Raw genomic sequence first — 25,259 nt, forward strand, 5'->3', positions numbered from 1 at the left:
ATGAACCTCGGCAACGACCATGAAGCCAAACCCACCGCTCCCAGGTGATTCGGAACCCGATGGCTGCGGGCTCTATCACCACGAAAGAAAGGTAAGGACTGCCATGAGTTTTCTGGCCCTCGGCTTTCTGCGCACGGAGGTGTCCCACCTGCACCAGGAGTGGGATGCGGCGCAGATCCGTTGTCTGGCAAGACGTTTGGGTTACACACTGTCGGAAACGGTCGCCTTCGGCGATCGCACCGACAATCCGGTCCAGTTCCTGATCGGCGCGGCGATCACCCACGATGCCGAAGCGGTGATCGTGCCCAGCGTCGAGCACTTTCCCGACGGCATCGTGCCCGCCGAACTCGTCGAGGTCACCGATGTGATCACCGTCAGGCCCGAGCGCACCTACGCGCGCTGGCCCCTCGGGGAGACGCCCGGCGCCGGCGGTGCGAACTGACTCGTCACGACCGCTTGCGCCGCACCAGCCAGACCGCGGCCACCGCGCCCGCCGCCGTAACGCCGATCGCCGGTAGCGGGATCTGCTTGACGACCTGCGCGGCCCGGTCCGCATTGTCCTGAGCGGACCGGGCACCGCGGTGCAGCCGCTCGCGGGTGCGACCGGGCACGTCGAGCTTGTCGCTCAGCGCCTGCACCGTTCGGCCCAGTTCCTCGCGCGTCAGATCCCGGTCGTAACGCAACGCTTCCGGATCGGAAGGGATGTTCATCGCCGAGTCCTCTCCTTGATGACGGCAACATCTTCCCGGACATTCGCGGCGGCATCCTCCGGTATCGGCGGACTCCCCTTGCGGATGCTCGTCCGCCCGAGGACACCGAGGACGCCGGCGACCACGGCCAGCGCGCCGGCCACGATCAACGCGGACGCCCATGCGGGCAACACCAGCGCCAGACCCATGATCGCCGCCGCGACCAGCGCGCCGATGACCGCGAGCCCCAGCACGGCGGCGGCACCGACGAGTCCGGCGCCGGCTCCCAGCCGTTTGGCCTTGCCCTGCGCCTCGACGACGGCGAGTTTCGCCTCCTCACGGACCAGCCGGCTCAGTTGCTCCGTGGTGGTGCCGACCAATTCGGCCACCGACGCCGTCTCCGGCGCGCGGCCGTTCTCGATATGCGCCATGACCAACCACTCCTCCGGGCGCCGATCGAATCGGGCGACCTCGCTCCGCCCGCGAGCGAACCGCCTCTCCGGTTGTGCTCGCGATACCCGGGAAATCCGCGATGACACCTCCGGCGGGGCGCACGGGCGCGGGATTCCGCGTGCGTCGCGCGGTTAACTCCTTGCGCCGGAAAGCAATTGCCCGGCCGGAGAGAGCCTCGGGTACCCAGCAGGTAGATTGACAACCGTGACCAATACTTCCGGAGACGCGTATCCCCTCGCCGACGCGATGACCACCTCGGTCAGCGTGCACGACGATGCGACCGTGCTCACGGTGGCCGGCGAGGTCGACCTTGCGACCGCTCCCGCACTGGAGAGTGCGATCGAGGCGACCCTCGGCGGTAAACCCGCAGCGCTGATCATCGACCTGTTGCAGGTGAGTTTCCTGGCCTCGGCCGGTATGGCCGCGCTGGTGGCCGCTCATCAGCGGGCTGGCTCCGCCACGAGCATCGTCCTGGTCGCCGAGGGACCGGCCACCAGCAGACAGCTCAAACTGACCAATCTCGATCAGGTATTCGCCCTGCACCCCACCCTCGACGCCGCGCTCGCGGCGCTGCACCAGGGCTGAGCCGGAGACCGAGTGCACAGGGACTGAGCGGCCAGGGCCGGCATCCCGGAAGCGGACTGCCGGCCACGCCGGTCAGACCAGCTCGCGCAGCTGTTCGATCAGCTTCACTCGTTCCGGCGCGGTCGCGGCGAGCGGAACCACGTTCAGCACCGTGACCCCGGCCTCCCGGAACGCCGCCACCCGCTCCTTGACGAAGCCCGCCGAACCGATCAGCGAGATGTCGCGCACCAGATCGTCGGGCACGACCTTGGCGGCCTCGTCCTTCTTCCCGGCCAGATACAGCTCCTGGATGCGGTCGGCCTCGGCGCCGTAACCGTACTGAGTGGCCAGCGAGTGGTAGAAGTTCTTGCTCTTGGCGCCCATACCGCCGATGTAGAGCGCCAAATGCGGTTTGACGAACTCCCGCAGCGGCTCCACGTTGTCGCCGATCGCCAGCGCCGGTCCGGCATAGACGTCGAGGTCGCCGAGTTCCGGATCGCGTTCGGCCTTTCCGGCGGCCAGCGCCTCACCCCACACGTCGCCGGCCTTCTCCGGCAGGAAGAAGATCGGCTGCCAGCCCTCGGCCAGTTCGGCGGCCAACTGCACGTTCTTCGGGCCGAGCGCGGCCAGCAGCACCGGGATACGGTCACGCACCGGGTGGTTGATCAGCTTCAGCGGCTTGCCCAGTCCGGTGCCGCGTTCGGCGGGCAGCGGGATCGTGTAGTACTTGCCCTGGTATTCCAGGCGTTCGCGCCGCCACACCTTGCGGCAGATCTCCACGACCTCGCGGGTGCGGCCGATCGGCGCGTCGTAGGGCACACCGTGGAACCCCTCGATGACCTGCGGTCCCGAGGCGCCCAGACCGAGGACGTAGCGGCCGTCGGAGACGTAGTCCAGACCCGCCGCGGTCATCGCGGTGAGCGTGGGCGTGCGGGTGTAGAGCTGCAGAATGCCCGAGGCCAGCTGCACCCGCTCGGTCTTGGCCGCCAGATATCCCAATCCGCTCACCGCGTCGTAGGAGTAGGCCTCGGGCACGAAGACGATGTCCAGGCCGGCCCGTTCCAGATCGGCGACCTCGGCCGCGACCTCTTTGAAGCCCCCCGCATAGTTGATGCCCAACCCGATTCGCATCGTATGCAACTCCGTTCATATGCAACCAGTTGCAGTGAGATTATCGCACTGCACCACCCGTCACAAACCGCGATCCGCCACCGCGGCCGGGGTGGCCTCGGGCTCCATCCTGCACACCGCCCGTACGCCGTCCGCGACAGGGCGGTGCGGCCCGGTCGATGATCGGGCGCGCGGCCCGGTACGGTTATCGGCGTACCGCACGCCGATTCCTCGAAACGGGAGGCCCCGCAGCATGTCTCAGGACACCGCGTCGTCGCCGGACACCACGACGTTCGGAGAGTCGACGATCGGCCGCTACCTGGACGATCTCGCCGCCAAGATCCCCGCCCCCGGCGGCGGTGCGGTCGCGGCGCTGCACGCCGCCCAGGGAGCCGCCCTGGTGGCGATGGTGGCCCGCTACACCACCCGCGCCAAGGACGCCGACAACCGCCCGGCGATCGATCGGATCATCGCGGCGGCCGACGCCGCCCGTGAGCGCGCGCTGGCCCTGGCCGACGCCGACGCCACCGCCTTCACCGCGGTCGGCGCCGCCTACAAGCTGCCCAAGGACACCGACGAGCAGGTCGCGGCCCGCAAGGAGGCGATCGCCTCGGCACTGCTGCAGGCCGCACGGGTGCCCGCCGCGGTGGTCACCGAAGCCGACGAGGTGCTCTCACTGGCCGCGGATCTGCTGCCGATCGGCAATCCGAACGTGGTCACCGACATCGGCGCCGCCGCCGACGCCGCGCGGGCCGCGGCGGCCAGTTCACAGTTGAATATCGCCATCAACGTCGGCTCGCTCGGCGACCACGAGGCCGAGGAGTTCGCGCCCGCGCTGCAGCGCATCGAGGAGATCTTCGCTCGTGCGGATGCACTGCACACGGACGTTCTCGCTGCCGTCGTCGGCTGATCGCATTACCACACCCCTCGGCTAAACCTCGGTTTGCCACACCGTAACTGTCGTTACGAAGCGAAAACTATTCCGGCGACCATGATCATCCGGAACTAGGATCGAGGTCCTGATCCACACACCACCTGAGGGGGTGGAGCCATGAGGAATATGATGCGTCATGTATTCCTGGCGACAGTCATAGCAGTACTGGCCGCAGTCACCACGGGCACAGCGGCAGCGGTGCTGGTGACACCGCAGACCACATCCGTGGCCTCGATTTCACCGAGCAGCGGCGCCGTCGTCGGAATCGCTCATCCGGTCACCGTCCGGTTCACCGCACCCGTCACCGATCGCGCCCGCGCCGAACGATCCGTGCACGTCGGCGCCCAGGCCGGGACGTTCGCCTGGGCCAACGACAAGGAACTGGTCTGGAACTCCACCGGATACCTGCCGGCCGATGCGCGATTCACCGTGACCGCCGGCAACGCTCGATCCGAATTCCGGACCGACGGCGGGACCAGTGCCGATGCCGACATGTCGGCGCATACGTTCACCGTGTTCATTCCCGGGCAGGCGCCACGGGTCATGCCCGCCTCGATGGGTAAGCCCGGACGCGAGACTCCGGTGGGCACCTTCCCCGTGATGGAGAAGGACCGCACCATCATCTTCGACTCCCGCACCATCGGTATTCCGCTCGACGATCCGGAGGGCTACTACCTGACCGGCGAGTTCGCCGAACGGCTCACCTCGGGCGGCGTCTTCGTACATTCGGCGCCGTGGTCGGTCGGCCAGCAGGGTAATTCGAATGTCAGCCACGGCTGCATCAATCTGGCCCCCGCCGATGCCGAGTGGTACTACGACAACGTGAGTGTGGGCGATCCGGTGACCACCCACTGGTGATCAGCGTGCCGCTTCGGCCGCCTCCACGACGTGCCGCATCAGCAGCGCGGTGGTGACGGGTCCGACACCGCCGGGAACCGGACTCAGTGCGGCCGCCCGGCCCTCGACCGAAGCGGCGTCCACATCGCCGACGATGCCACCGTCGGGTCCCTCGTTGGTACCCACGTCGATGACCACCGCGCCCTCGCGCACGTGGTCGCCACCGATCAGACCGGCCCGCCCGGCCGCCGCGACCACGATATCGGCGGCCGAGGTGACCGCCGGCAGGTCCGTAGTGCGCGAATGGCACACCGTCACCGTGGCATTCTCGGCCAGCAGCAGCTGTGCCAGAGGTTTGCCCACCACGTTCGACCGGCCGACGACCGCGACGTGCCGGCCCGCCAGCGCGATGTCGTGATGTTTGGCCAGCTCCACCACCGCCTGTGAGGTGGCGGGCGGGAATCCGGGCAGTCCGGCGGCGAGCAGTCCCAGCGACAGCGGGCTGACGCCGTCGACATCCTTGGCCGCGGCGATGGCCGAGCTGACGTCGTTGAGTTCCACGCCCGCGGGCAGCGGCGTCTGCAGCATCACCGCGTGCACCGCCGAGTCCTCGCTGAGCTTCGCCAGCGCCTCCCGAATCTCCGCGGCACTCGCCTGCGCGCCGAGATCGGTTGTCTCGCAATCGATTCCGAGGCGACCGGCCGCGCGCTGCAACGAGTTGACATACCACCCGCTGGCCGGATCGTCGTTGGCCACCACCAGCACCAGGCGGGGGGCGGCCCCGGCTTCGGCCAGTGCGGCGGCGCGGTTCTTCGTCTCGGCGTTGAGGTCGGCGGCGAGTTGTTTGCCGGTCAGCGGTATGGTGTCCACCCGGCCACCCTATCGGGCCGCGCACCAGCGCCCACGGCCGCCGTCACCCGCGCGAATACCGACTCGAGCGGGAGTAAATCCGGGGCCCTCACCGATTCCGGTCGTATGGTGGGCACGGCTGTGCCCATGCCCCACCCACCCATGCGGGATCCCGCTCGCCCGGAAAGGTGTCGACTGCAGTGAACATCGCCAGACGTGTCAAACATCTTCTCGTCGCGGCCTCGGCGGCCGCGCTGCTGGCCGGACCACTCACCACGACGGCCACGGCCGCCGACGGACCGGCGCCGCTCTACAACTCGGCTCAGGAGAACTTCGTCAACGGCAACGACGCCGCGGGTCTGGCCGACCTGCGCTCGCTGCTGGACGACACACCCGACGACGCGCAGGCACTGGCCCTGCAGGGTATCTGGTCGGACTACACCGGCGATCTGCTCACTCGCGAAGCCGCGTTCAACCGGCTGGCGGCCATCGACCCCGGCATGGCCCAGGGGGCCCGCAATCTCATCGGCGCCATCGGCGCGGCCGTGGGCACCCTGCCCAATCCGTTGCCGGCGCTGGTCGGCCCGCAGACCGGCATCGTGGTGCTCGGCTACGGGCTGCTGCCCGACGGCAGCCTGCGCCCCGAACTGGTCAACCGGCTCACCGCGGCGTGGTTGCAGGCGATCGCGGCGCCGATGTCGCCGATCGTGGTGACCGGCGGCAACCCGCAGAACGGGGTACCCGAAGCCGCCGCGATGGCGGGCTGGCTGATCGGCCACGGCATTCCGGCCTCCCGGGTGCTGGTCGAGGACCGCGCCACTTCGACCGTGCAAAACGCGCTGTTCAGCACCCGGATGCTTCAGGACGCCGGTGCGACCAGCGCGGTCGTGGTGACCTCGCCGAATCACATCCGCCGCGCGGTGGCCGATTTCATCGTCGCCGGCACCCGCGTGGTGGGGGCGATGACCTCGCTCGATCAGCTGGTGTCGCAACTGCCGCCGCCGAGCAAGGCCGCCCAGCGCGGCATCTATCTCGACGCCACCCGCACCTTCCTGCTGCCGTCGGCCCGCTAGCCGGCGCACGGAAATTGTGGTTGACGCCGCGCCGACAATGGTGGGGTGATCGACCCCGAATCCGACGAGTCCGCCACCGATACGATCGTCGCCGACCTGCGCCGCGCCGGATGCGTCTTCGCCGAGGAGGAAGCGGCCCTGCTCCGGCAGGCCGCCTCCTCCCCCGGCGAGCTCTCCGCACTCGTCGCACGCCGCGTCGACGGCATACCGCTCGAATATCTCCTGGGCTGGGCCGACTTTCGCGGCGTGCGGGTGGCGCTCGACCCCGGCGTATTCGTGCCGCGGCAACGCACCGCGTTTCTGATCGACGAGGCCCTCGAACGCACCGCCGCCCGGCCGGGCGATCGGCGCACCGTCGTCGACATGTGTTGTGGCTCGGGCGCGTTGGGCCTGGCCGCGACGACCGCGTTGCGCGCCGACGGGGTGGAGGTCGAACTGGTCGCCGCCGATATCGACTCCGCCGCGGTGGCGTGCGCGCGGCGCAATCTGGAACCGCTGGGCGCGCGGGTCTTCCGAGGTGACCTGTTCGCCGCACTGCCCGGCGAACTGATCGGGCGCGTGGATCTGATTCTGGCCAACACCCCGTACGTGCCGACCGCGATGATCGCCCGGATGCCGCCGGAAGCCCGCGACCACGAACCCCGCACCGCCCTCGACGGCGGCGCCGACGGACTCGACGTGCTGCGCCGCGTGGCCGATGCCGCCGAGCGGTGGCTGACGGTCGGCGGCTGGGTGCTGGTAGAGATCGGCACCGCCCAGATCGACACCGCCACAGCGATCGTCGCGGCCGCCGGACTGCGCCCGGCGATCGCGGAATCGTCCGACTACGGCGCGACGGTGGTATGCGGAACCAGGACGAGCGCCGGGAGCTAGCTACCGATGCCGCGGCGAAGGTCGTCGGCCGTGCGCAACCGCTCGCGCACCCCCGCCAGATCGGCCTCGAGTGCGCTGAGATCCGGTTGTGTTGCCGCCGTGGCATAGTCGGCGACTCCCGCCTCGACCGCCGCGACCGCGTGTTCGGCCTGTGCCAGCTGTGCCGTCCGCGAGTCGGAATGCAGCATCGAGATCGCGACCAGGTGGTCGTCGAGAGCCAGGGCCGACTGTTCCAGATCCGCGCGCAGAGTCACCGTTGCCGCCGTGTCATAGGCCGTCACCGCGCGCAACGCCGTCATCGCATCGCGCAGGCGGCGGTGCAGGCGAGCCTCGGGGTCGTGGGAACGCGCCCAGGCGGTCGGCGCGCGGGTGGCCGTGCCCGGGACCACCTGGTTCTCGGCGGCGATGCGACGGCGCTGATGGGCCAGGGCCACCGCCCCGATCGCGACGATCCCGCCCACGATCACCACGAGGGCGAGCACGAGCAGTAGCAGCACGAACATGTCATCTCCCGTGGTGGACGACGGTGGTGTGGCCGGTGCTGTGATGGTGGGTTCCGCCGCCGTGCCACATCGACAGCGCGACCACCGCGCCGATGATCAGCAGCGTGACGACCGTGACGAACGCGGCGAGTTTGACCTTGCTCCACGGCCGCTGCCCGACCACCTCACCGGTCAGGCCGTTGATATAGACCCGGAACGGGGTGTTCCCGTAGACCACGGTCAACAGCCAGATCGGCAGCAGAATGTGCTTGTACGCCAGTGAGTTCCAGGTCGAACGCAGGTCGTGGATGTGCTGGCGGTCGCCGCCGATGTCCTCGCGCACGGTCTGCTCGATGACCTGTTCCATCCGCGTCCGGGCGACCGGGAACATCTCCTCGGCGTCGCGATCGTAGGTGCGGGCCAGGTGGCCGGCGACGTACTCGGGCGAATAACCGGTGGCCTCCGCGACCGGCCACGGTTCGAGTTCGGCGACGCGGGCGCTGTCGTCGATGTCGTTGGCGAGGATCGGCAGATCGTCGAAGCGGTTGCCGACCTCGCCCGTCGCCGGATACCAGCGAATTTCGGTGCGGCTCTTCAGTTCCCCGTCGTCCCAGTACCGTTCCGTGTACTCCTCCCCTCGTTCGCCGCGATACCACGTGTGCACGTCGGCGTCGTAGGTGAAGTAGGCGTGGTAGACGCTCGCCAGCGAACCGAGCCGCTTGTACTTCTTGAACGCGGTCGGCGCGAACCACCGTCCCGCGACCCACTTCTCGACGCGTTCGCGCGCCGCCTTCTCGTCGATGCGGAACGGGACCACACCGTCCACCGGCAGCCGGGCCGGAGCGTTGTGCACGTCGTCGCGCTGGATCGGCGTGGTGCAGTAGGGACAGCGCGTCGCGGTCAGACTGCCGACGAATGTGGTTGTGCCACCGCAATTCTGACACTTCACCTCGCGATCGCCGGTGACCTGCGGCCCGGCGGTCACGGCCTGCAGCGCGCGTAACTCCCCCATCGCCTGCCGCAGATCCCGCGCGACGACCGGTGCCCGCGGCGTCGAGAGCGGCGAGTAGTTTCCGCAACTGGGACACCGCAACTGCTGCGAGGCGATATCGAACACCAGCTGGCCGCCGCACGCCGTACACGGATAGGTCCGGGTGAGCTCGGTCCGATGCAGCATCGCCGGATCCGCGGAACCGTGCGGGTTCGCAGGAGGTGGCGCCCCAGATTCGAAGCCGCCGGGTATGTCTTTCCCGCGACCGAACGGCGTCGTGCCCGGCGGCGGATAAAGCGCCGGGCCGCCGCCCACTCCCGGCCCGCGATTCGCGACCGACGGCGGCCCGGGACGTCCGGCGACCGGCGCAGGATATTCCGCACCGACGCCCACCGGTGGCGGTGTCGTGCCGTCCTGCATGCGGTAACCACCGCCCGGCATCGGTGACGGGGTCATACCCCCCGGCTCGCGATAGCCACCCGGCACGGGCGGCCGCAACGGAGGCGGCGTCATAGCCTCCGCCTGGTGATAGCCGTCCAGCGCGGGTGGGCGCAGCGCAGGCGGCGTTACGCCCTCTGGTACGCCATGGCTGCCCGGGATCGGCGGCACCGGATACGAGTTCGGTTGTGGGCGTGGGTCGTTCATCGGTCCCCCGGTTCGGCTGAGGTGGGGCTAGCCGGCGGGAGGCGGCGGGGGCGGGGTGCCCGGCAGTGGCGGCGGACCACCGAACAACGACTGCAGCGCGGGGACGGTCGAGGCCGCGGCCCACGCGGACATGCCGGTGGTCCAGACGTTCGTCTGCGGTGTGAGGCGCCCGGCGGCGACGAACTGGCGCAGCTGATCCACCGGGAACGGACCCGCCGCCTGCCCGTCCAGATCGATGTGGAACTGCTGCTGCACCGGAAGCGGCGGCGGCTGCTGCCCATAACCCGGCTGGGCATAACCGGCGGCGGGCTGGGCGAAGGCGCCCTGCATCGCGCCCGCCATCTGCCCGCCGAGGGCCACGCCCATCCCGGCCTGCATCGCCGCGCCCATTGCCCCGCCGCCGGGATTCTGCGCGGCGGCGAGCATCGCGTCGGCCGCCTGGACCTGCTGATACCGGTTCGGATCGCGGACGTTGTCGGCGAAACCGCTGGCCTCGACACCGCGGGCCACGCCGCGGGTCATCGCCTGCTGGATCTCCTCCGGCAGCGAGATCGTCATGGTGACCGCGTCGACACCCAGTCCGAACGACGCCACCCGCTGCGCCACGAATTCGCGCAGCTTGTCGGACAATTCGACCTGACGCCCCTGCAGATCGATCGCGCCGAGCCCGGTGGCGAGCACCATGTCGGAGAAGGCCAGCGCGACGGTCCGCCGCAGCAGATCGGTGATCTGCTCCATGTCGACCACGCTCTCGGTGCCGATCACCTGGCGCAGGAAGACGGCCGGGTCGACCACCTTCACGATGGTGGTGCCGTTGGCGCGGACCTGCACCATGCGGAAGTCGGGATCACGGACGGTCACCGGTTGCGGTGTGCCCCAGCGGAAATCGGTGACCGGCCGGGTGTTGACGAAGTACACCTCCGACCGGAACGGGCTGTTGAACCCGTGTTTCCACCCCTGCAGGGTGGACATGATCGGCATGTTCTCCGTGGTCAGCGCGTAATGGCCGGGCTCGTAGCGGTCGGCGAGCTGCCCCCGGTAGACGAAGACGGCCTGCTGGCCCTCGCGCACGATCAGTTCGGCGCCGTTCTTGATCTCGTTGTCGTAGCGCGGGAACCGCCACGCCAGCGTGGAATTCGTATCGTCGAGCCATTCGATGATGTCGACGAATTCGCCGCGGATCTTGTCCATCAGGCCCATGCGTACTTCCGTCCTCCCTCGGCGCATTCCGCCGCGCAGAGTATGGCACAAACGGATTCGCTTCGGCCGCTAGCATGGGGCGTTGTGGAGCAGCGATACGTGCGCAGGTCGGGACGGGTGATCCTCGCGGACACCGACGACCGGATCCTGCTCATCGCCTATCGCGGCACGCTGGATCCGCTGTACTGGATCACGCCCGGCGGCGGCATCGACGCGGCGGAATCGCCGGCCGAGGCGGCGGCGCGGGAACTGGGTGAGGAGACCGGATTGCGAATCAGCGCAGCCGATCTCGGGCCGCAGGTGGCGGTGGCCGCCGGGCATCTGGACATCCCGGGGTGGCTGTCGGGCTTGTTCCGCGAGGACTATTTCTTCTACCGGCTGCCCACCAGCGGCACCGATCCGGACACCAGCGGGCTGCTGAGCTACGAAAGCACCGCCATCGACGAATTCCGCTGGTGGAGTGTCGGCGAGCTCGCGAGCACCGACCAGCAGGTGTATCCGCTCGGTCTCGCCGGGCTCCTCGGCGAGCTGCTGGCGGGGCGGATTCCGCCGGCGCCGGTCACGCTGCCGTGGCGTGAGCGGCGCGGCGAAGCCTCGTGAATCGGCCGCGTCTCAGGACTTGCGACCGGTGAATTCGTCCATCGAGTGGTAGACGCCCACCTTGTTCAGGTAGAAGTCGCGCACCTTCAGCGGCAGCAGACCGGAGATGGCGCGGTTGAGCCGCGAGGTCCACGGCAGCACGACCAGCGCCGCACCGTTCTTCATCTCCCGCCACGCGGTGTCGGCGACCTCTTCCTGCTCCAGGATCGGCGTGAACCAGAAACCCTTGGCGCCGTCGAACATTCCGGTGTTGATGTAGGTCGGGCACACCGTGGTGACCTTCACGTGCTGGTTGCCGGACTGCTCGAGTTCCAGGCGCACCGAATCCGACCAGCCCAGCGCCGCCCACTTGGACGCGGCGTAGACGCTCATGCGCGGATTGGACACCAGCGCCGCCGAGGAGGCGATGTTCAACACCCGCGCCGGGGTTTTGCGCTGCACCATCGCGGGCAGGAATTCCAGCGCGATGTACATCGGCGCCAGCGAATTGATCGCCATCGTCTTGTCGATGTCGGCGCGGTTCTCGGTTTCCCAGAAGTAGCCGTTGCCGCGCACGATGCCGGCGTTGTTGACCAGCACGTCGATATCGCCGACCTCCGAGCGCACCGCGGCCGCGGCGTCGATGATCGACTGCTGGTCGGAGACGTCGACCACGTAGTGGTGCACCCGGCTCACCGATCCGGAGGACAGTTCGGCCGCGGTCTGCTTCAGCGCGGTCTCGTTGACATCCCACAGCACCACGTCGGCGGCCTGTTCGCGCACCGCGCGCTGGGCGAAGGATTTGCCCAGGCCCATCGCCGCGCCGGTGATCAGTACCCGCTTGCCCGCGACCGTATCCATATCCGTTCCTCTTCCTGCGTACCCGGGTCCTTCGTGCCCGCTCTCCTCTGTGCCCGAGCGGGCGAGATCATTTCTGCCGCAACGTCTTCATCACGCCGAAGTAGAGCGTCATGGTCTTCGCCCACAGCGCTTCCGACATGCCCGGCAGCGGCGCGAGCGGCAGCGCGCGCTGGACCGCGATGGTCTGGGTGTCGACGTATTTGAGCAGCCCCTCGGGACCGTGGCGGCGGCCGCTGCCCGAGATGCCGAGCCCGCCGGAGGGGGCCGCGACACTGCCCCACGCCGCGATGAAGCCCTCGTTCACGTTGACCGACCCGGCGTGGATGCGGGCCGCGATCTCGCGGGCGCGTGCGGTATCGCGGCTCCACACACTGGCATTGAGGCCGTAGGCGGTGTCGTTGGCCTGATCGACGGCCTCGTCGTCGCTGTGCACGCGGTAGATCGAGACGACCGGGCCGAAGGTCTCCTCGCGGTAGACCGTCATACCCGGGCGCACCCCGGCCAGCACCGTCGGCTCGTAGAAGTACGGGCCGAGGTCCAGGCGCGCGCGGCCGCCGGCCAGCACGGTCGCACCCTTGGCGACGGCGTCCTGCACGTGTTCGGTGACCGTGTCGAGCTGGCGCGCGAAGGTCAGCGACCCCATCTCGTAGGAGTAGTCCAGCGCCGAGCCCAGCCGCAAAGACTGTGTGGCGGAGGTGAATTCGCTGACGAACCGGTCGTAGACACGGTCGTGCACATAGATGCGCTCGATGGATTCGCACAGCTGCCCGGCCGAGGCGAAACAGGCGCGCACCGCGATCTTGGCGGCCGCGCTCACGTCGGCGTCGGCGAGCACCAGCAGCGGATTCTTACCGCCCAGTTCGAGCGAGTAGCCGATCAGCCGCTCCCCCGCCTGACGGGCGATGGTGCGGCCGGTGGCGCTGGAACCGGTGTAGTCGACGTAGTCGGCGCGCGCGATAACCTCGCCGCCGATCACCGAGCCTCGGCCCAGCACCGCCTGCCACAGGCCCGCGGGCAGTCCGGCGCGTTCGGCGGCGTCGATCGCCCACAGGGCGGTGAGCGCGGTCTGGTTGTCCGGGCGCGCGACGACCGCGTTACCGGCCATCAGCGCGGGCAGCGCGTCGGAGGCTGCGAGGGCGAGCGGGTAGTTCCACGGCGAGATCACCGCGACCACACCCTTGGGCCGGTTGCGGACCTCGACCTTGGTCAGCACCGGCAGCACACCGCGCGGGGTGCGCGAGGCCAGCAGCCGTTCGGCCGCGGCGGCGTAGTAGCGGGCGTTGACCGCCACGTCACCCACCTCGTCGAAGGCGTGCACACGGGACTTGCCGGCCTCGGTCTGGACGATGTCGAGGATGGTGTCCTGTTCGGCCAGGACCAGGTCGTGGAACCGGCGCAGCACCGCGGCGCGTTCGCGCACCGGAACCCGCGCCCACTGCTGCTGGGCGCTGCGGGCGGTCGCGAAGGCGGCGTCGATATCGGCGGTGGACGACTGCGGCAGATCGGCGATCTTCGCGCCGGTGGCCGGGGCGAAGACCGCCACCGAGGGGGCGCCACCCGCGGTGGCGTGCGCGAGCAGGCGGTCCACCAGCTCCTGCGGCAGGGCCGGGGCGGCGGCGAGGTCTGGGGCGGTCGTCATTGTCGGCCCTCTCGGTCGGCAGGTGCCCAACAATTTGTTGAACACCAGTGTTAGATTAACACCGATGTTAGATTAATGGGGCGATGCCAGGCCATGTCAAGTCCGGACGACCGATCAGGGAGGTACCACGGGATGCCGCAGGACGGGGTGGTCACCACTCACAACGGCGCCGCTCGCCGGGGCCGGCCGCCACAGACGCGCGCGCAGGCCGACGAGGTCCGCTCCCGCATCGTCACCGCCACCGCCGCGGTGTTCACCGAATTCGGTTCGCGCGGACTGAGTGTCGCGCGGATCATCGATCAGGCCGGAATCTCACGGCCCACCTTCTACCGCTATTTCGCCAACGCCACCGCGCCGCTCGATGTGGTACTCACGCAGTCCAACGAGGGCCTGGTGGGTGGCATCCGCAAGGCGTTGGAAGAGTCCGACGAGCCGGTGGCGCTCGGCATCGGCATCATCGACGCGTACCTGGACTGGGCCCGCGGGCACGGGCCGATGCTGCGGCCGGTGTTCGCGGAACTGCACGATCCGGCCTCACCGGTCTCGGCGTACCGGGAGCAGGCCTTCGACGACATCCGCGCGCTGGTGCGGGAGAAGTTCGCGGTGCTGGACCGGCAACTGCCGGCGCCGCTGGACCTCGACACCGCGCTGCAGGTCTGCGCATTCGTGGTCTATCAGGTGTCGCTGGCCACCGCGCCGGGCGCGGACCCGGATCCTGATGCGGTCGCCGAGGCCCGGCTGACGATGATTCGCACCGTTCTGGTCACCCTGGGGCGGCGCGAGGATGTCGAACTCGCCCTGACGATTCCGGGGATCTTCCTCCCCGTGCAGGGCTGACACCGGCAGGAGAGATCAGCCGCGCAACCCGCTCGCCCGCAGCACCCGCCGCGAGACCCCGGCCTCCAGTGCCTCCGCCGTACCGATGATGCGCACCCGCTGCCGGGCGCGAGTGATCGCGGTATAGAGCAGTTCACGAGTCAGCAGCGTCGACTCCGGGCCCGGCAGCACGATCGTCACCGCACCGTACTGGCTGCCCTGGCTGCGGTGGATGGTCATCGCGTACACCGTGGTCACACCCGGGAACTGGGTGGGATGCACCAGATACGGTTCGCTGCCGCGCTGCAGCGCGGCGCGCAGGCCACCGTCGGCGGACCGCACGATGACACCGGTGTCGCCGTTGTAGATGCGGGCCTCGTGGTCGTTGGCGGTCACCAACAGGGGCTGGCCGGGAAACCATTGTCCGGCAGCGGATTCCGTCCCGATCCCGGCCGCGGCGACCCAGCCGCCGGCCATCCGGTCCCACCGTTCGACACCGAACGGCCCCTGCCGGTGTGCGCACAGCAGCCGATGCGATTCCATCGCCTGCAGCGCGGCCGCCGCGTCGCCCGCCTCGGCGGCGGTGGTGGATTCGCGGGCGGCGCGCACCACGTCGGCACGCACCTCGGCGATGTCGTCGGGTTCGTGCAGGGACAGTTCGGTACCGCCGTCGTGCAGCAGCGCCAGCGCCGTCTCGGCGTCCCCGGCGCGCACCGCCACCGCCAGATCGGCGATGCGGCCACCGAACCGGCGGCCACGGGTGAGACGGATCATGCCGCCGCGCAAGCGGTTTCGTTCCCGTTCACTGAGATCTTCGGCGCCGGCCACCGGACCGGAACCGGTGTCCAGGATCCGCTCGAGGATCGGATTCGGCGAGCCGGCCACCGGTCCCGCGACCAGATCGGCGAGGACGGCACCGGCGTCGACCGAGGCCAGCTGGTCCGGGTCGCCGACGAGCACCAGCCGCGCGTCCGGGCGCACGGCGGGCAGCAGCCTGCTCATCATGGTCAGCGACACCATGGAGGTTTCGTCGACGACGATGACGTCGTAGGGCAGCCGGTTGTGGGCGTGATGACGGAAGCGGGTGGTGCCGCCGCGCTGCCAGCCCAGCAGCCGGTGCACGGTCGCCGCGGTCAGTTCCGGGAGGTCGAGGTCGCCGGCCTGTTCGCGCACCGATTCCTGCAGGCGCGCGGCGGCTTTGCCGGTCGGGGCGGCCAGCGCGATGCGCAGGGGTGCGGCGTCGGCGACCGCGCGCTGGTGCGCGACCAGCAGGGCCAGGATGCGGGCGATGGTGTGGGTCTTACCGGTGCCGGGACCACCGGCGACCACCGTGGTCCAGCTGGTGGCGGCGACGGCGGCGGCGATGCGCTGGCGGTCCGGGGCGGCGCCGGGTCCGCCCGTCCCCGGGAACAGCCGATCCAGTTCGCGGCGCACGGTGTCCGGGTCGACGAGCGGGTGCCCGTGCGCGCGGTCCGCCAGTACCTCGCGGATCGTCTGCTCCTGCCGGTAGTAGCGGTCCAGATACAGCAGCGGCCCGCCCTCGGATTCGACCAGCCGCAGGGGGCACAGCGGGCCGGCGGGACTGCCGCACACCAGCGGGCTCGCGCGCAACTGATCACACAGGCTGTCGACGTCCGGCCAGGGAAGCAGAGCGGGATCGACCGGTTCCGCCTCGCCGAGATCGAAACCCTCACCGTCGACGCCGATTTCGTGCATGCGCCGCAATTCCAGGCACACCGATCCCGACCGCACCGCACGCACCGCGAGCGCGGCCGCCAGCAGGACCTGCTCCCCGGATTCACCGCCGAGCCGGCCCAGCCGCAGCGCCACGTGCACGTCGGCCGCCGACAACACCCCGGCGGTGTTGAAGGTCCGCAACAGTCCGGTGGCGCGCTGCGCCACAGCGATCGCCGTCACCTGCTGTCCTTTCCGGCCAGCAGATCCGACAGCGCCACGATCAGCTCCGCCGGTGGGTCCCAGTCGAAGACGCCGTGGCCGGGCGGGGTCGCCGGGCCGATCATGCCGCGCACGAACAGGTAGCGCACTCCTCCGAGGTGGCGAGCCGGATCGTAACCGGGCAGCCGCCAGCGCAGATAGCGGTGCAGCGCCGCCGAATACAGCAGAGCCTGCAGCGGATAGTGCGAGCGCATCATCTCTTCGGCCATCCGGTCGCGCCGATAGTGCGCGACGGTCAGTTCACCGGTGCCGAGCCGGTTGGTCTTGTAGTCGACGACGAGGAAGCGGGGGCCGTCGGTCCGCAGCACCGCGTCGATACTTCCGGTCAGATACCCGCGCAGCGGAACGTCGTCGAGCAGGTCGAGGGCATCGGCGTAGGTGGCGAACGGATCGTCGGACCGGAGGTGTTCCCGCAGCAGGGCGCCGATGCGCCGGACGGTCACCCGCTGCGCCACCGGGTCGTCACCACCCGCGAGCGGCAGTTCGAATTCCAGTTCGTTCAACCGATCCCGGGAGCGGATATCGGCCAGCGCGACCGGATCGCACGGGGTGCGCAGCACCGCGACGAGCGCGTGGGCGAGTGCACCGGGATCGATGTCGGCCATGAGTTGCTCGACGGCCTGTTCGCAGCGCAGGCGGACCTCGGCGGCCAGATCCGGCGCATCGGTGTCGACCAGCTCGAGCACACCGTGCACGAGGGTGCCGAATTCGGCGCCGTAGGGCAGATCGTTCATCAACGACGGTGCCGCGCCGGCGAACTCGTCCTCGGACCCGAGGCCGGGACCGAGTTCCGGCGCGGGCGTCAGCGGCTCGTCTGCGCCACCCTCGACTGCCTCCGTAGCCACGAAATCCGTTGCACCATGGGCTGTTTCATGCGCCGACGCGGTGAGCGCCGAGTACGAGGTGCGGCGCCATTCGTGGTCGACGGAGCGGGTGAATCGCGCGGCCTCGAGTGCCTTGTCACCGGTGTGGTCACGTTCGGTGCGCAGCTGCGCCTCGACCGCCGCGCGGACGGGTTCGATCTCGATCAGGCCCGGACCGGCAGCCGCGGCCCATTCGCGCAACTGCTCCAGCACGATCGGATCCGCGGGCACCTCACTGCGCGCCGGCACGTCGGCGCTGCCGGGGACGCGGCCCAGGATCATCCGATGCAGCGGTGCGGCGGCCGTACCGTAGGCCGGAGCCCACCAGGCCACCACCTGGCACTGCGCCCGGGTCACCGCGACATACAGCAGCCGCAGCTCCTCCCCCGCTTCCTCGGCCTCGCAGCGGCGGCGGTGCTCGGCGTAACCGGGCGCTTCGGGGCCGCCGACGTCCAGGACCCGTTCGTCGCCGTCGTGGAACAGCAGCGTCGACGGATTGGGGTTCTTCGCGCCGTCCCACGCGAAAGGCAGATAGACGACGGGAAATTCCAGGCCCTTGCTGGCGTGCACCGTGGCGATCTGCACCGCGGCCGCGTCGCGGTCGAGGCGGCGGCTGCGTCCCGCGACCGCGCCCGAGGCCGGATCGCGCACCCGGTCGGCCAGCCAGCGGGTGAGCGCGGTGAGCCCGAGCGATTCCCGTGCGGCGACCTCGTCGAGCAGTTGCGCGATATGCCGCAGATCGGTCAGGCGCCGTTCGCCGCCGCTCTGGGCCAGCAGTCGCGGTGCGGGCTGGGCCTGCGCGGACAGCCGGTCGAACACGGCCGCGAAACCGGAGCGCGCGAACAGCCGGGCCGCATCGCGCAGCTGGGTGCTGAGCCGGCCCACCAGATCCGCGCCCCCGGCGTCGATATCGGCGGCGGACAGGCCGAGCAACGGGGTCGTTGCCGCCAGCCGCACCCGGTCGCCGCGATGCGGTTGTTCCAGCGCCCGCAGCACCCACAGCCAGTCGGTGGCGCTGTGGGTGGCGAAAACGCTGGCGCCGCCGGCGAGGACGGAGGCGATACCGGCGCGGTCCAGTTCCGCGCGCACCAGGTCGATCTGCGCGCGGGTGCGGACCAGCACGGCGATATCACCGGGGCCGAGTGCGCGGTCGCCGATCCGCGCCCCGGATTCGAGGGTGCGGACGATATCGGCGGCGAGGTCGGTGGCCACGCGATCGCGCTGGCGGCCCACCACCGGGAATCCGCTGCCGTTCAACGCTCCGGCGCCCTGGCGGGGAAAACACCTGAGCCGCAACGGAACCGCCGCACCCTGGGGCCCGGTGAGCCGGCTCTGCGGCCGGACCGCCGTGACCGGCGGCACCGTGATCTGCGCATGTCCCAGGGCCGCGCCGCCCAGCAGGTGATGCAGCGCCGCCAGCAGACCGGCATCGCTGCGGCGGTTGGTGTCCAGTTCGCGACGGGTCTCGGCGTGGGCGACCGCGTCCAGATAACTGAGGACCTCGGCGCCGCGGAAGGCGTAGATCGCCTGTTTCGGATCGCCGACCAGCACCAGGGTGGTGTGGTCGTGGAAGACGCGCCGCAGGATGTCCCACTGCAGTGGGTCGGTGTCCTGGAATTCGTCGACCAGCGTCACCCGGAAGCGGTCGCGGATGCGGCGGCAGGCGCGCTCGCCGTGGACCGGGTCGGCGAGCACGTCGTGCAGCAACACCAGCTGATCGTCGAAGTCGCGGATGCCCGAAAGCCGTTTGCGCCGATCGACTTCCGCGCGCACCGCGTCCGCGAACGCCGCCGCCTCGGCCGCGGGGTGGTCGCCGAGCTCCTCCCCCGGAACCAGCCGCGCGCGCCGGTCCGCCACCGCGGCCGCCGCCAGCGAGAGCGCCTGCCGCACCGGCATCGGGGCACCACCCCGGGCGTAGCGGGCCAGATACAGATCCTCGGCGACCGTGCTCACCAGTTCCTCGATGCCCTCGACCCGCCGCACCCGCGGATCGTGTTCCCCTGCGATGCCGAGTTCGTCGAGCATGCGCTGACAGAAACCGTGCGTGGTGGAGATGGTGCCGGCATCGAAATCCGACAGCGCGGCGACCAGCCGCCGGCGCCGCCGCGCCACCTCGGCCGGGTCGGCATCGGCCAGATGCGCGATCAGCTCGTCGGCTCCGGCGCGCGCGGCGTCCGGATCGTCGAGGGCGGCCGCGACCGTGACGAACCGCTCCCGCGTGCGTTCCCGCAACTCCTGGGTCGCCGCCCGGCTGAAGGTCACCAGCAGCAGCTGCGAGATGTCGACCAGCCCCTCGGCGACGAACCGCACCGCCAGCCCGACGATGGCGTAGGTCTTCCCGGTCCCCGCGCTCGCCTCGAGAACGGTTGTCCCCGTGGGCAAGTCACCGCACAGGTCGAATTGGCCGAACGGTGCGGAGCCACCTGGGCGGACGCCCCTCGAACGCAGAGCGCCCTTACGCCCGGGATCAGAGGATGCACCGTCTCTGCGGTTGGACGACGCGTGGCCGGGCGCCGGTTCGGATTCCACGCCGGCGAAGCGCGCGGCCACACGTCCGTCCGCATGTCGCGCCTCATCCGCCTGCTGCGCAGGACTGTGATTCTTCGCCCCGTCGCCGGACTGCACCTCCTCCACGGCGAAAAGCTCGCCGGCGTCGACTGTTTCGTTCGTGGTACGAGTGTGTCGGCGGGTGGTGGTGTGCGCCGCCGCTTCCGGGGTGCGCAGATCGGTGACGGGGAACAGTTCCTCGGTCATGGCTGCCCCTGGGATTCGTTGGCCAGCAGCGGATTCCACAGTCGCCGGGCCACCGAGCCGAATGTGGTGGTTTCGCCGTACCGGTCCGGTTCGGGCAGCGGGGTTTCCAGTTGCTCGAAGGTCGGTTCGGGTCCCCGGATGTAGGTGAGGTAGCGGTCGGTGTGGTCGCCGAACGGGCGCGGCCCCTTCGGTCCGCCGTAGAACTCCTCCTCCGCGGCGGCACGGGCGGAGTCGAGATCGGCTCCGCGGCAGCGGCGTTCGGCATAGACCGCCGATGCCGACGGCGCGAACGACAGCGGTTCGGCCAGGCCCTCCTCGCGCAGATCGGCTAGTTCGCGCAGCAGGTCAGCCGCGAGCGCGGGGGCCGGTGCGGTCAGCGACGAACGCCAGGCCGGGCGGCCGAATTTACCGCGCCCGATGCTCACGGCCTGCCAGCTCTGGTGGCGTTCGGTGGCGGCCAGCGCCAGCAGCCGCACCCACGCCGCCATCCGATGTTTGGGCGCGAGGCGGGAATAGGTGGCGCGCACGACCGCGTCGTCGTGCACATCGGCGACCGTCCCGGTCAGCCGCCGCCCCGATCCCAGATCCACCGCGATATCGATGGTGCGCGCCGGCGCCTGCTGCAGTGGCGCGGCGACCTGCACCAGCCGGTCGACCGTGGATTCCACCTCGGCCAGCACCGCCGCGCCGAGGCCGAAGGGCGGCAGGGTTCCGCGCCGCCATTCCGCGGCGCGCAGGGCAGCCGGGTCCGCGCCGGTGAGACGGGCCGCCAGCATGCGCTCGCCGATATTCCAGGTGGCCAGCCCGGTCAGTTCGATGGGCAGGCGTTCATCGATGTCCTCGTCCTCCTCCGGCACCCGGATGCCCAGGCGCTGCCACAGGAAGGCCCGGATCGGATGTTCGGCGAACGAGACCAGTTCCGCCAGTTCGACATCCGTGCGCGCCACGGCGGGCAGCGGGCCGGGCAGCCACGGCGGACTCGGTTGCGCTGGGCGCGCCGCCGCGCGGGCGGCGGCCAGCGCGAGAGTGTCGAAACCGAACGGGTCGCGCGCGTCGAAGTTGCTGCCGTCGTAGGCCTGCAGCGGATGACGGCGCACCACGTCGCCGGTGCCGCGGTGAGCGCGCACCACATCGATCAGTTCCGCGAGCGGCGTGACCGGCGGCCGGGGCGTTCCGGTCACCGGATCGGCGCCGGTGTAGAGCACGACGAGACGGTCTTCGGCGGCGAGGACGGCATCGAGTAACAGTCCGCGGTCCTCGCTGCGCGAATCGCGTTCGCCGACAAGCGGTTCCCGCGCGGTGACGTCGTCGCCGTCGATGCCGCCGGTGCGCGGGAACACCTCGTCGTCGAGCCCGAGCAGCACCACCACCCGGTGCGGGACCGACCGCATCGGCGCCAGGCCGCACACGGTGAGCTCGCCGGTGCGGTAGTTCGAGCGCGGAGCCCGGGCCCGCGACCGCGCCCGCAGGGCCGCGATCACATCGGGCAACCGCAATTCGGCCGCGTCCGCGTGTTCGAAGGCGGCGGCGAGTTCGCGCCGCGCCTGCACGCCCTGCCAGGCCGCGGCGGCCGGAAGATCGGTGAGCAGATCGAGCGCGCGGTGCAGGATCTGCAACCACTGCCGCGCGGGTCGCGGTGTGCCGGCGGGTTCGGCCGGGGTGGGTCCGCTCAGATCGCGCACACAGACAGCGAGCCGGTCGACGAATTCGGCGAACCGCCCCGCCAGGTCCACATCGCCGGAGTCGACGTCCTCCAGCGGCAATGCCAGATCCAGCCAGTCCTCGCCCGATTCCCCGGCGGCGACGCCGAGCAGAATCCGGTCGACGGCCGCATTGAGGGTGTTCTGACCGAATTCGGCGAGGCCGAAGGCCTGCCGCTGCCGTTGCCCGATCCCCCAGCGGGCGCCGGTTTCGGCGGCCCATTCGCGCAGCCGCTCGATATCGTCGTCGTCGAATCCGCAGCGGTATCGGACGGGTTCGGTCGCGGCGAGGTCGAGCACCTGGGTGACACCGACGCGTCCCTCGGCCAGAGCGAGCAGATCCTCCAGCACCGCGAGCACCGAATTCGCCGCGCCCGCACTGCGCTCGGCGGGCCGCACCCGCAATCCGTGCGCGGGATTCGCGTCGGGATCGTCGAGAGCGGCGGGCCCCTGGCCGAAGGCGGCCCGCACCAGCGGCGCATAGCCGTCGGGATCGGGGCACAGCACGATCACGTCGCGCGGTTCGAGGGTGGCATCGCGCTGGAAGAGCCCGAGCAGGACGTCACGCAACACCTCCACCTGCCGGGCCGGGCCGTGGCAGGCGTGGATCTGCACGCTGTCGTCACCTGTGCGCGTCACCGGCACCGGCGGCCAGCGGTCCGCTCGGACGGCGTCCTGCAGCTCGGAAAGCACTGTGCCCGAACGATTCCCGGCATCGATCCGATCGGGCTCGGGCGCATGATGCCGATCGGCGAAGTCGACGGTCGCCAGCCGGTTCTGGACTTCCCGCACGTCGCGGCCCAGCGCTCCCAGCAGCGGATGCCGGGCGATCGGTTCGGCGGCCACGCGCCGGGGAGCGGCGGGACGGGTTCGCACGATCGTCGCCGCACCCGCGGGCCCCGCACCCCCCTCCGCGATCGCGGCGGGTCCGGCCGGACGGGCGAGCTCGGCGCCCTCGGGGTCGGACGCACGCAACCGCTCCCACAGCGCCGGGCTGGGATGGGCGAGCCAGATGTGCACATTCCGGTGTTCGGCCACCGCCTCCAGCACCGCGAGTTGCGCGGCCGGAATCCGGGGCAGCGCGAAGATCGAAAGCCGCTGCGGCAGATCGATACTCGCGGGATCGGTGCGCAACCGGCGGCAGACGGTGTCGAGCCGCTGTGCCGGCGCGGGGACGCCGATCGCCTCGCGCACCCGCCGCCACAGGCGCGGCTGCCACAGTAGGTCCTCCGGCAGGCCGGCGCCGCGGCCGTCGGTATCGGCGCCGTTGCCCCAGTCGGTGATCAGGGTCGGGCGGGTCGTGCCGTAGGTGTCGAACAGGGTCGCGATATGGGTCGCGGTGCCCAGCCGCCGGCCCGCCCGGTACGCCTCGGCCGGGCCGGCGCCCACGCCCAGATGCCGGGCCAGGACCGCCGCCCAGGGCTCGCCGATCGCGGCGTCCATCGCCGCCAGCACCGGCCACACCAGCCGGTCGGGTGCCCACGGGTCGGCGTCGGCGGCGATATCGGAGGCCGCGGCCGAGATGTCGGCGACCAGCGCCGCCGGGCTCGGATAGTCGATGTTGGCGGCCACGCCGTCGCCCGCCCCCGCACCCAGCGTCACCGCGAGCCGCTGGTTGAGCCAGCGTTGCACACCATGCGCGCCGACCGCGACGACCTCGGCGGCGAAGGGGTCCGGCAGCGGGTTCGACAACATCGCGGCGAGCGCGTCGGCCAGCGTGCGCGCCGACTCGGCCCGATGGATGTGCAGCACCTGCGCACCGCCTCTCTGTCCCTCGCGCGCGATCCGTTGTCGCGGTGATGCGGCGCGCCCGATCCTACAAACCCGGCCACCGCCCCCGGCGGCACCGACCCGTCTCGGTGCGCCGCGCCCGGCGAACGCCGTGGCGCGAGCCCTCCGCAACCGACCGGGCAACGCCCGTTACCACCGATTTGCCGCCCTTCGCAGCATCCCACCAAACATTCGGCAACACAATCGAATCCGGCCATCATGACCATTCGGCTATTGCGAACGCAATTCGCCACCGCGTGTCACCCGCACACCGGGTCCGTCGTGTGCCACAGTGCTCTGCGGGGAGGTTTCGGGAGAAGCGGTATCGAAAGGCTGGTCGATTCATGTCTGCGACGTTGGTCCCCCTCGTACCCAGATCCGGGTTCACGGTACGGCGATCGGGCGAGACGTGGGAACTGATCAACTCCCGGCACTACGGCCGCGGCGTGGTGCTGCACAGCTGGGCCCGCGACCGGCATTCCGAGGCCTTCGAGCACTGCTACCGGCTCAACGGCCGCAGCGTCGAGGAATTGCTCGCGGCATTCCGCTGACCTGCGCCGTTGCGCTCGACATGGCCGAAATGCGCTGGCCTGCAACGATCTCCGTGTAGCTACCACATCCGCAGGTCGAGCTCAAGACGTGCGTGATCGGCGGATTTGTGGCTATTGTGGCTCACCGTGCGTTATCCCCGGACCGCGTCCCGCGGCATTCGAACCACCCGCCTGGCCGCCGGTGCCTGCGTCGTCGCCGCCGCGCTGATCGCGGGCACCCCCGTACTGGATCCCGCTCCGGCCACCGCCGTCCCGCTGCGTATGCAGGGCTGCCGCGACGGCTTCGACTGCGATATGAGCAGCCGGATCGCGGCGGTCGACAACTACCTGGCCTCCCGGCCCGGTGTCACCGGCTACGTGGTGCGCGACCGGGTCACCGGCGGCACCTATGCCAACGGCAATGCCGACACCCTGTTCTGGACCGCGTCCACGATCAAGCTGGCCATCGCCGAGGATCTGCTCAACCGGGCACGCGTCGGCGCCATCACGCTGACGCCCGAGGACCGCACCCAGATGGAGTCCATGCTGGCGACCTCCAACGACGCCGCGGCGGACTTCCTGTGGAACAAGTACGCGGGCCCGGACCGGCAGGCTTTCAACAACGCCTTCCGGGCCAACGGGATGACCGGCCTGGTTCCGCGCCCGACCAACGGCAACGGACATCTGTTCCCGGACTGGGGTTTTCAGCAGTGCGCGCCGGCCGATCTGGACCGGCTGATGAACAACGTGCTCGACCACATGCACCCGGACGACCGCGGCTACCTGCTCGACCGGATGCGCAAGGTCGACACCAATCAGCACTGGGGCGTGTGGGGCGCGGGCGATGCCCTGCACCCCGGCCTGAAGAACGGCTGGTCCGACGAGAACGGCGGCTGGGTGGTCAACTCGGTCGGGTTCGCCGGGCCCGGTGAGCGCTACACCCTCGCGGTGATGAATTCCCTCGGCGACCAGGGCGGCTACACCGACGGCGAGGAGACCACCACGCATGTCGCGCAGCTGCTGTTCGCCGGACGGTGAGCAGCGCGGTTCCCGCCGCGACAGCGCGCTGATCGGTTCCGACGCGGCAGCGC

Annotated in this window: 22 protein-coding genes; 10 read left to right on the top strand and 12 right to left on the bottom strand. The window is 70.3% G+C overall.

Annotated features, from left to right (window positions below; genetic code table 11):
* Positions 1–103 precede the first annotated feature (103 nt).
* Positions 104–442, top strand: coding sequence for a hypothetical protein (locus IG65_RS0126370; protein WP_030517649.1), 339 nt, complete (start codon positions 104–106; stop codon positions 440–442).
* 4 nt (positions 443–446) lie between these two features.
* Here the strand turns inward: IG65_RS0126370 and IG65_RS35130 are convergent, their stop codons facing one another.
* Complete coding sequence (locus IG65_RS35130) at positions 447–710, bottom strand: DUF3618 domain-containing protein (protein WP_036525761.1); 264 nt, start codon at positions 708–710, stop codon at positions 447–449.
* Positions 707–1,120, bottom strand: coding sequence for a phage holin family protein (locus tag IG65_RS0126380; protein WP_030517650.1), 414 nt, complete (start codon positions 1,118–1,120; stop codon positions 707–709). Before IG65_RS0126380 ends, IG65_RS35130 begins: the two co-directional genes overlap by 4 nt.
* 268 nt (positions 1,121–1,388) lie before the next feature.
* On the opposite strand from IG65_RS0126380, the gene IG65_RS0126385 reads away from it, so the two are divergent.
* Positions 1,389–1,727: an STAS domain-containing protein gene (locus IG65_RS0126385; RefSeq protein WP_030517651.1), complete on the top strand. Its 339-nt coding sequence runs from the start codon at positions 1,389–1,391 to the stop codon at positions 1,725–1,727.
* A gap of 72 nt (positions 1,728–1,799) precedes the next feature.
* On the opposite strand, the gene IG65_RS0126390 is transcribed toward IG65_RS0126385, so the two are convergent.
* Positions 1,800–2,837, bottom strand: a complete 1,038-nt coding sequence (locus IG65_RS0126390; protein ID WP_030517652.1) for an LLM class F420-dependent oxidoreductase — start codon at positions 2,835–2,837, stop codon at positions 1,800–1,802.
* 232 nt (positions 2,838–3,069) lie between these two features.
* Between IG65_RS0126390 and IG65_RS0126395 the strand changes: the two genes are divergently transcribed.
* Together IG65_RS0126395 and IG65_RS0126400 are read left to right on the top strand one after the other, a co-directional pair.
* On the top strand, positions 3,070–3,726 hold the full coding sequence (locus tag IG65_RS0126395) for a cyclodeaminase/cyclohydrolase family protein (protein ID WP_030517653.1): 657 nt from the start codon (positions 3,070–3,072) through the stop codon (positions 3,724–3,726).
* 141 nt (positions 3,727–3,867) lie between these two features.
* Complete coding sequence (locus tag IG65_RS0126400; RefSeq protein ID WP_030517654.1) at positions 3,868–4,608, top strand: L,D-transpeptidase family protein; 741 nt, start codon at positions 3,868–3,870, stop codon at positions 4,606–4,608.
* On the opposite strand, the gene IG65_RS0126405 is transcribed toward IG65_RS0126400, so the two are convergent.
* Complete coding sequence (locus IG65_RS0126405; protein WP_030517655.1) at positions 4,609–5,457, bottom strand: bifunctional 5,10-methylenetetrahydrofolate dehydrogenase/5,10-methenyltetrahydrofolate cyclohydrolase; 849 nt, start codon at positions 5,455–5,457, stop codon at positions 4,609–4,611.
* 179 nt (positions 5,458–5,636) lie between these two features.
* On the opposite strand from IG65_RS0126405, the gene IG65_RS0126415 reads away from it, so the two are divergent.
* The gene (locus tag IG65_RS0126415; protein ID WP_030517656.1) at positions 5,637–6,509 is read left to right on the top strand and encodes a YdcF family protein; all 873 of its coding nucleotides are present in this window, start codon (positions 5,637–5,639) and stop codon (positions 6,507–6,509) included.
* A 48-nt stretch (positions 6,510–6,557) separates the two neighbouring features.
* Positions 6,558–7,382, top strand: a complete 825-nt coding sequence (locus IG65_RS0126420) for a putative protein N(5)-glutamine methyltransferase (RefSeq protein ID WP_197039929.1) — start codon at positions 6,558–6,560, stop codon at positions 7,380–7,382.
* Here the strand turns inward: IG65_RS0126420 and IG65_RS0126425 are convergent.
* The 3 genes from IG65_RS0126425 to IG65_RS0126435 all read right to left on the bottom strand — a co-directional run bounded on the left by IG65_RS0126425 (position 7,379) and on the right by IG65_RS0126435 (position 10,700).
* On the bottom strand, positions 7,379–7,885 hold the full coding sequence (locus IG65_RS0126425) for a hypothetical protein (RefSeq protein ID WP_030517658.1): 507 nt from the start codon (positions 7,883–7,885) through the stop codon (positions 7,379–7,381). The two genes, IG65_RS0126420 and IG65_RS0126425, sit on opposite strands and share 4 nt — an antisense overlap.
* Before the next feature lies 1 nt (position 7,886).
* Entirely contained in the window at positions 7,887–9,041 is a 1,155-nt protein-coding gene (locus IG65_RS0126430) for a hypothetical protein (protein ID WP_063833777.1), read from the bottom strand.
* Between the two features lie 486 nt (positions 9,042–9,527).
* Positions 9,528–10,700 (bottom strand): SPFH domain-containing protein, encoded by a 1,173-nt coding sequence (locus IG65_RS0126435; protein WP_030517660.1) that lies wholly within the window; start codon positions 10,698–10,700, stop codon positions 9,528–9,530.
* Positions 10,701–10,784: 84 nt separating this feature from the next.
* On the opposite strand from IG65_RS0126435, the gene IG65_RS0126440 reads away from it, so the two are divergent.
* Entirely contained in the window at positions 10,785–11,300 is a 516-nt protein-coding gene (locus IG65_RS0126440) for an NUDIX domain-containing protein (protein WP_030517661.1), read from the top strand.
* 12 nt (positions 11,301–11,312) lie between these two features.
* Here the strand turns inward: IG65_RS0126440 and IG65_RS0126445 are convergent, their stop codons facing one another.
* Together IG65_RS0126445 and IG65_RS0126450 are read right to left on the bottom strand one after the other, a co-directional pair.
* Entirely contained in the window at positions 11,313–12,140 is an 828-nt protein-coding gene (locus IG65_RS0126445) for an SDR family NAD(P)-dependent oxidoreductase (RefSeq protein ID WP_030517662.1), read from the bottom strand.
* A gap of 67 nt (positions 12,141–12,207) precedes the next feature.
* The gene (locus IG65_RS0126450) at positions 12,208–13,779 is read right to left on the bottom strand and encodes a succinic semialdehyde dehydrogenase (RefSeq protein WP_030517663.1); all 1,572 of its coding nucleotides are present in this window, start codon (positions 13,777–13,779) and stop codon (positions 12,208–12,210) included.
* A 132-nt stretch (positions 13,780–13,911) separates the two neighbouring features.
* On the opposite strand from IG65_RS0126450, the gene IG65_RS0126455 reads away from it, so the two are divergent.
* The gene (locus IG65_RS0126455) at positions 13,912–14,616 is read left to right on the top strand and encodes a TetR/AcrR family transcriptional regulator (protein ID WP_030517664.1); all 705 of its coding nucleotides are present in this window, start codon (positions 13,912–13,914) and stop codon (positions 14,614–14,616) included.
* Positions 14,617–14,631: 15 nt separating this feature from the next.
* Here the strand turns inward: IG65_RS0126455 and recD are convergent, their stop codons facing one another.
* Genes recD through recC form a run of 3 tightly spaced genes read right to left on the bottom strand, consistent with a single transcriptional unit; the run spans position 14,632 to position 23,620 of the window.
* Complete coding sequence (recD, locus tag IG65_RS0126460; protein WP_030517665.1) at positions 14,632–16,512, bottom strand: exodeoxyribonuclease V subunit alpha; 1,881 nt, start codon at positions 16,510–16,512, stop codon at positions 14,632–14,634.
* Positions 16,509–20,168 (bottom strand): UvrD-helicase domain-containing protein, encoded by a 3,660-nt coding sequence (locus IG65_RS0126465; protein ID WP_081879773.1) that lies wholly within the window; start codon positions 20,166–20,168, stop codon positions 16,509–16,511. Before IG65_RS0126465 ends, recD begins: the two co-directional genes overlap by 4 nt.
* Positions 20,165–23,620 carry an exodeoxyribonuclease V subunit gamma gene (gene recC / locus IG65_RS0126470; RefSeq protein WP_030517667.1) on the bottom strand — a complete coding sequence of 1,152 codons (3,456 nt, stop codon included), beginning with the start codon at positions 23,618–23,620 and terminating at the stop codon, positions 20,165–20,167. Before recC ends, IG65_RS0126465 begins: the two co-directional genes overlap by 4 nt.
* Before the next feature lie 362 nt (positions 23,621–23,982).
* Between recC and IG65_RS0126475 the strand changes: the two genes are divergently transcribed.
* Both IG65_RS0126475 and IG65_RS0126480 read left to right on the top strand, forming a co-directional pair.
* A complete protein-coding gene (locus IG65_RS0126475) occupies positions 23,983–24,189 on the top strand; it encodes a hypothetical protein (protein ID WP_030517668.1) in 207 nt (68 codons plus the stop codon).
* Positions 24,190–24,315: 126 nt separating this feature from the next.
* Positions 24,316–25,206: a tat pathway signal sequence gene (locus IG65_RS0126480; RefSeq protein WP_036525787.1), complete on the top strand. Its 891-nt coding sequence runs from the start codon at positions 24,316–24,318 to the stop codon at positions 25,204–25,206.
* Positions 25,207–25,259 lie beyond the last annotated feature (53 nt).

The organism is Nocardia sp. NRRL WC-3656, from assembly GCF_000720265.1.
GTDB classification, from domain to species: Bacteria; Actinomycetota; Actinomycetes; order Mycobacteriales; family Mycobacteriaceae; genus Nocardia; species Nocardia nova.

Bases quoted from the DNA above. Each gene is read 5' to 3' on its own strand.
- IG65_RS0126370 (WP_030517649.1), top strand. From the start codon at position 104: ATGAGTTTTCTGGCCCTCGGCTTTCTGCGCACGGAGGTGTCCCACCTG.
- IG65_RS35130 (WP_036525761.1), bottom strand. From the start codon at position 710: ATGAACATCCCTTCCGATCCGGAAGCGTTGCGTTACGACCGGGATCTG.
- IG65_RS0126380 (WP_030517650.1), bottom strand. From the start codon at position 1,120: ATGGCGCATATCGAGAACGGCCGCGCGCCGGAGACGGCGTCGGTGGCC.
- IG65_RS0126385 (WP_030517651.1), top strand. From the start codon at position 1,389: ATGACCACCTCGGTCAGCGTGCACGACGATGCGACCGTGCTCACGGTG.
- IG65_RS0126390 (WP_030517652.1), bottom strand. From the start codon at position 2,837: ATGCGAATCGGGTTGGGCATCAACTATGCGGGGGGCTTCAAAGAGGTC.
- IG65_RS0126395 (WP_030517653.1), top strand. From the start codon at position 3,070: ATGTCTCAGGACACCGCGTCGTCGCCGGACACCACGACGTTCGGAGAG.
- IG65_RS0126400 (WP_030517654.1), top strand. From the start codon at position 3,868: ATGAGGAATATGATGCGTCATGTATTCCTGGCGACAGTCATAGCAGTA.
- IG65_RS0126425 (WP_030517658.1), bottom strand. From the start codon at position 7,885: ATGTTCGTGCTGCTACTGCTCGTGCTCGCCCTCGTGGTGATCGTGGGC.
- IG65_RS0126430 (WP_063833777.1), bottom strand. From the start codon at position 9,041: ATGCTGCATCGGACCGAGCTCACCCGGACCTATCCGTGTACGGCGTGC.
- IG65_RS0126435 (WP_030517660.1), bottom strand. From the start codon at position 10,700: ATGGGCCTGATGGACAAGATCCGCGGCGAATTCGTCGACATCATCGAA.
- IG65_RS0126445 (WP_030517662.1), bottom strand. From the start codon at position 12,140: ATGGATACGGTCGCGGGCAAGCGGGTACTGATCACCGGCGCGGCGATG.
- IG65_RS0126450 (WP_030517663.1), bottom strand. From the start codon at position 13,779: ATGACGACCGCCCCAGACCTCGCCGCCGCCCCGGCCCTGCCGCAGGAG.
- IG65_RS0126455 (WP_030517664.1), top strand. From the start codon at position 13,912: ATGCCGCAGGACGGGGTGGTCACCACTCACAACGGCGCCGCTCGCCGG.
- IG65_RS0126465 (WP_081879773.1), bottom strand. From the start codon at position 20,168: ATGACCGAGGAACTGTTCCCCGTCACCGATCTGCGCACCCCGGAAGCG.
- IG65_RS0126475 (WP_030517668.1), top strand. From the start codon at position 23,983: ATGTCTGCGACGTTGGTCCCCCTCGTACCCAGATCCGGGTTCACGGTA.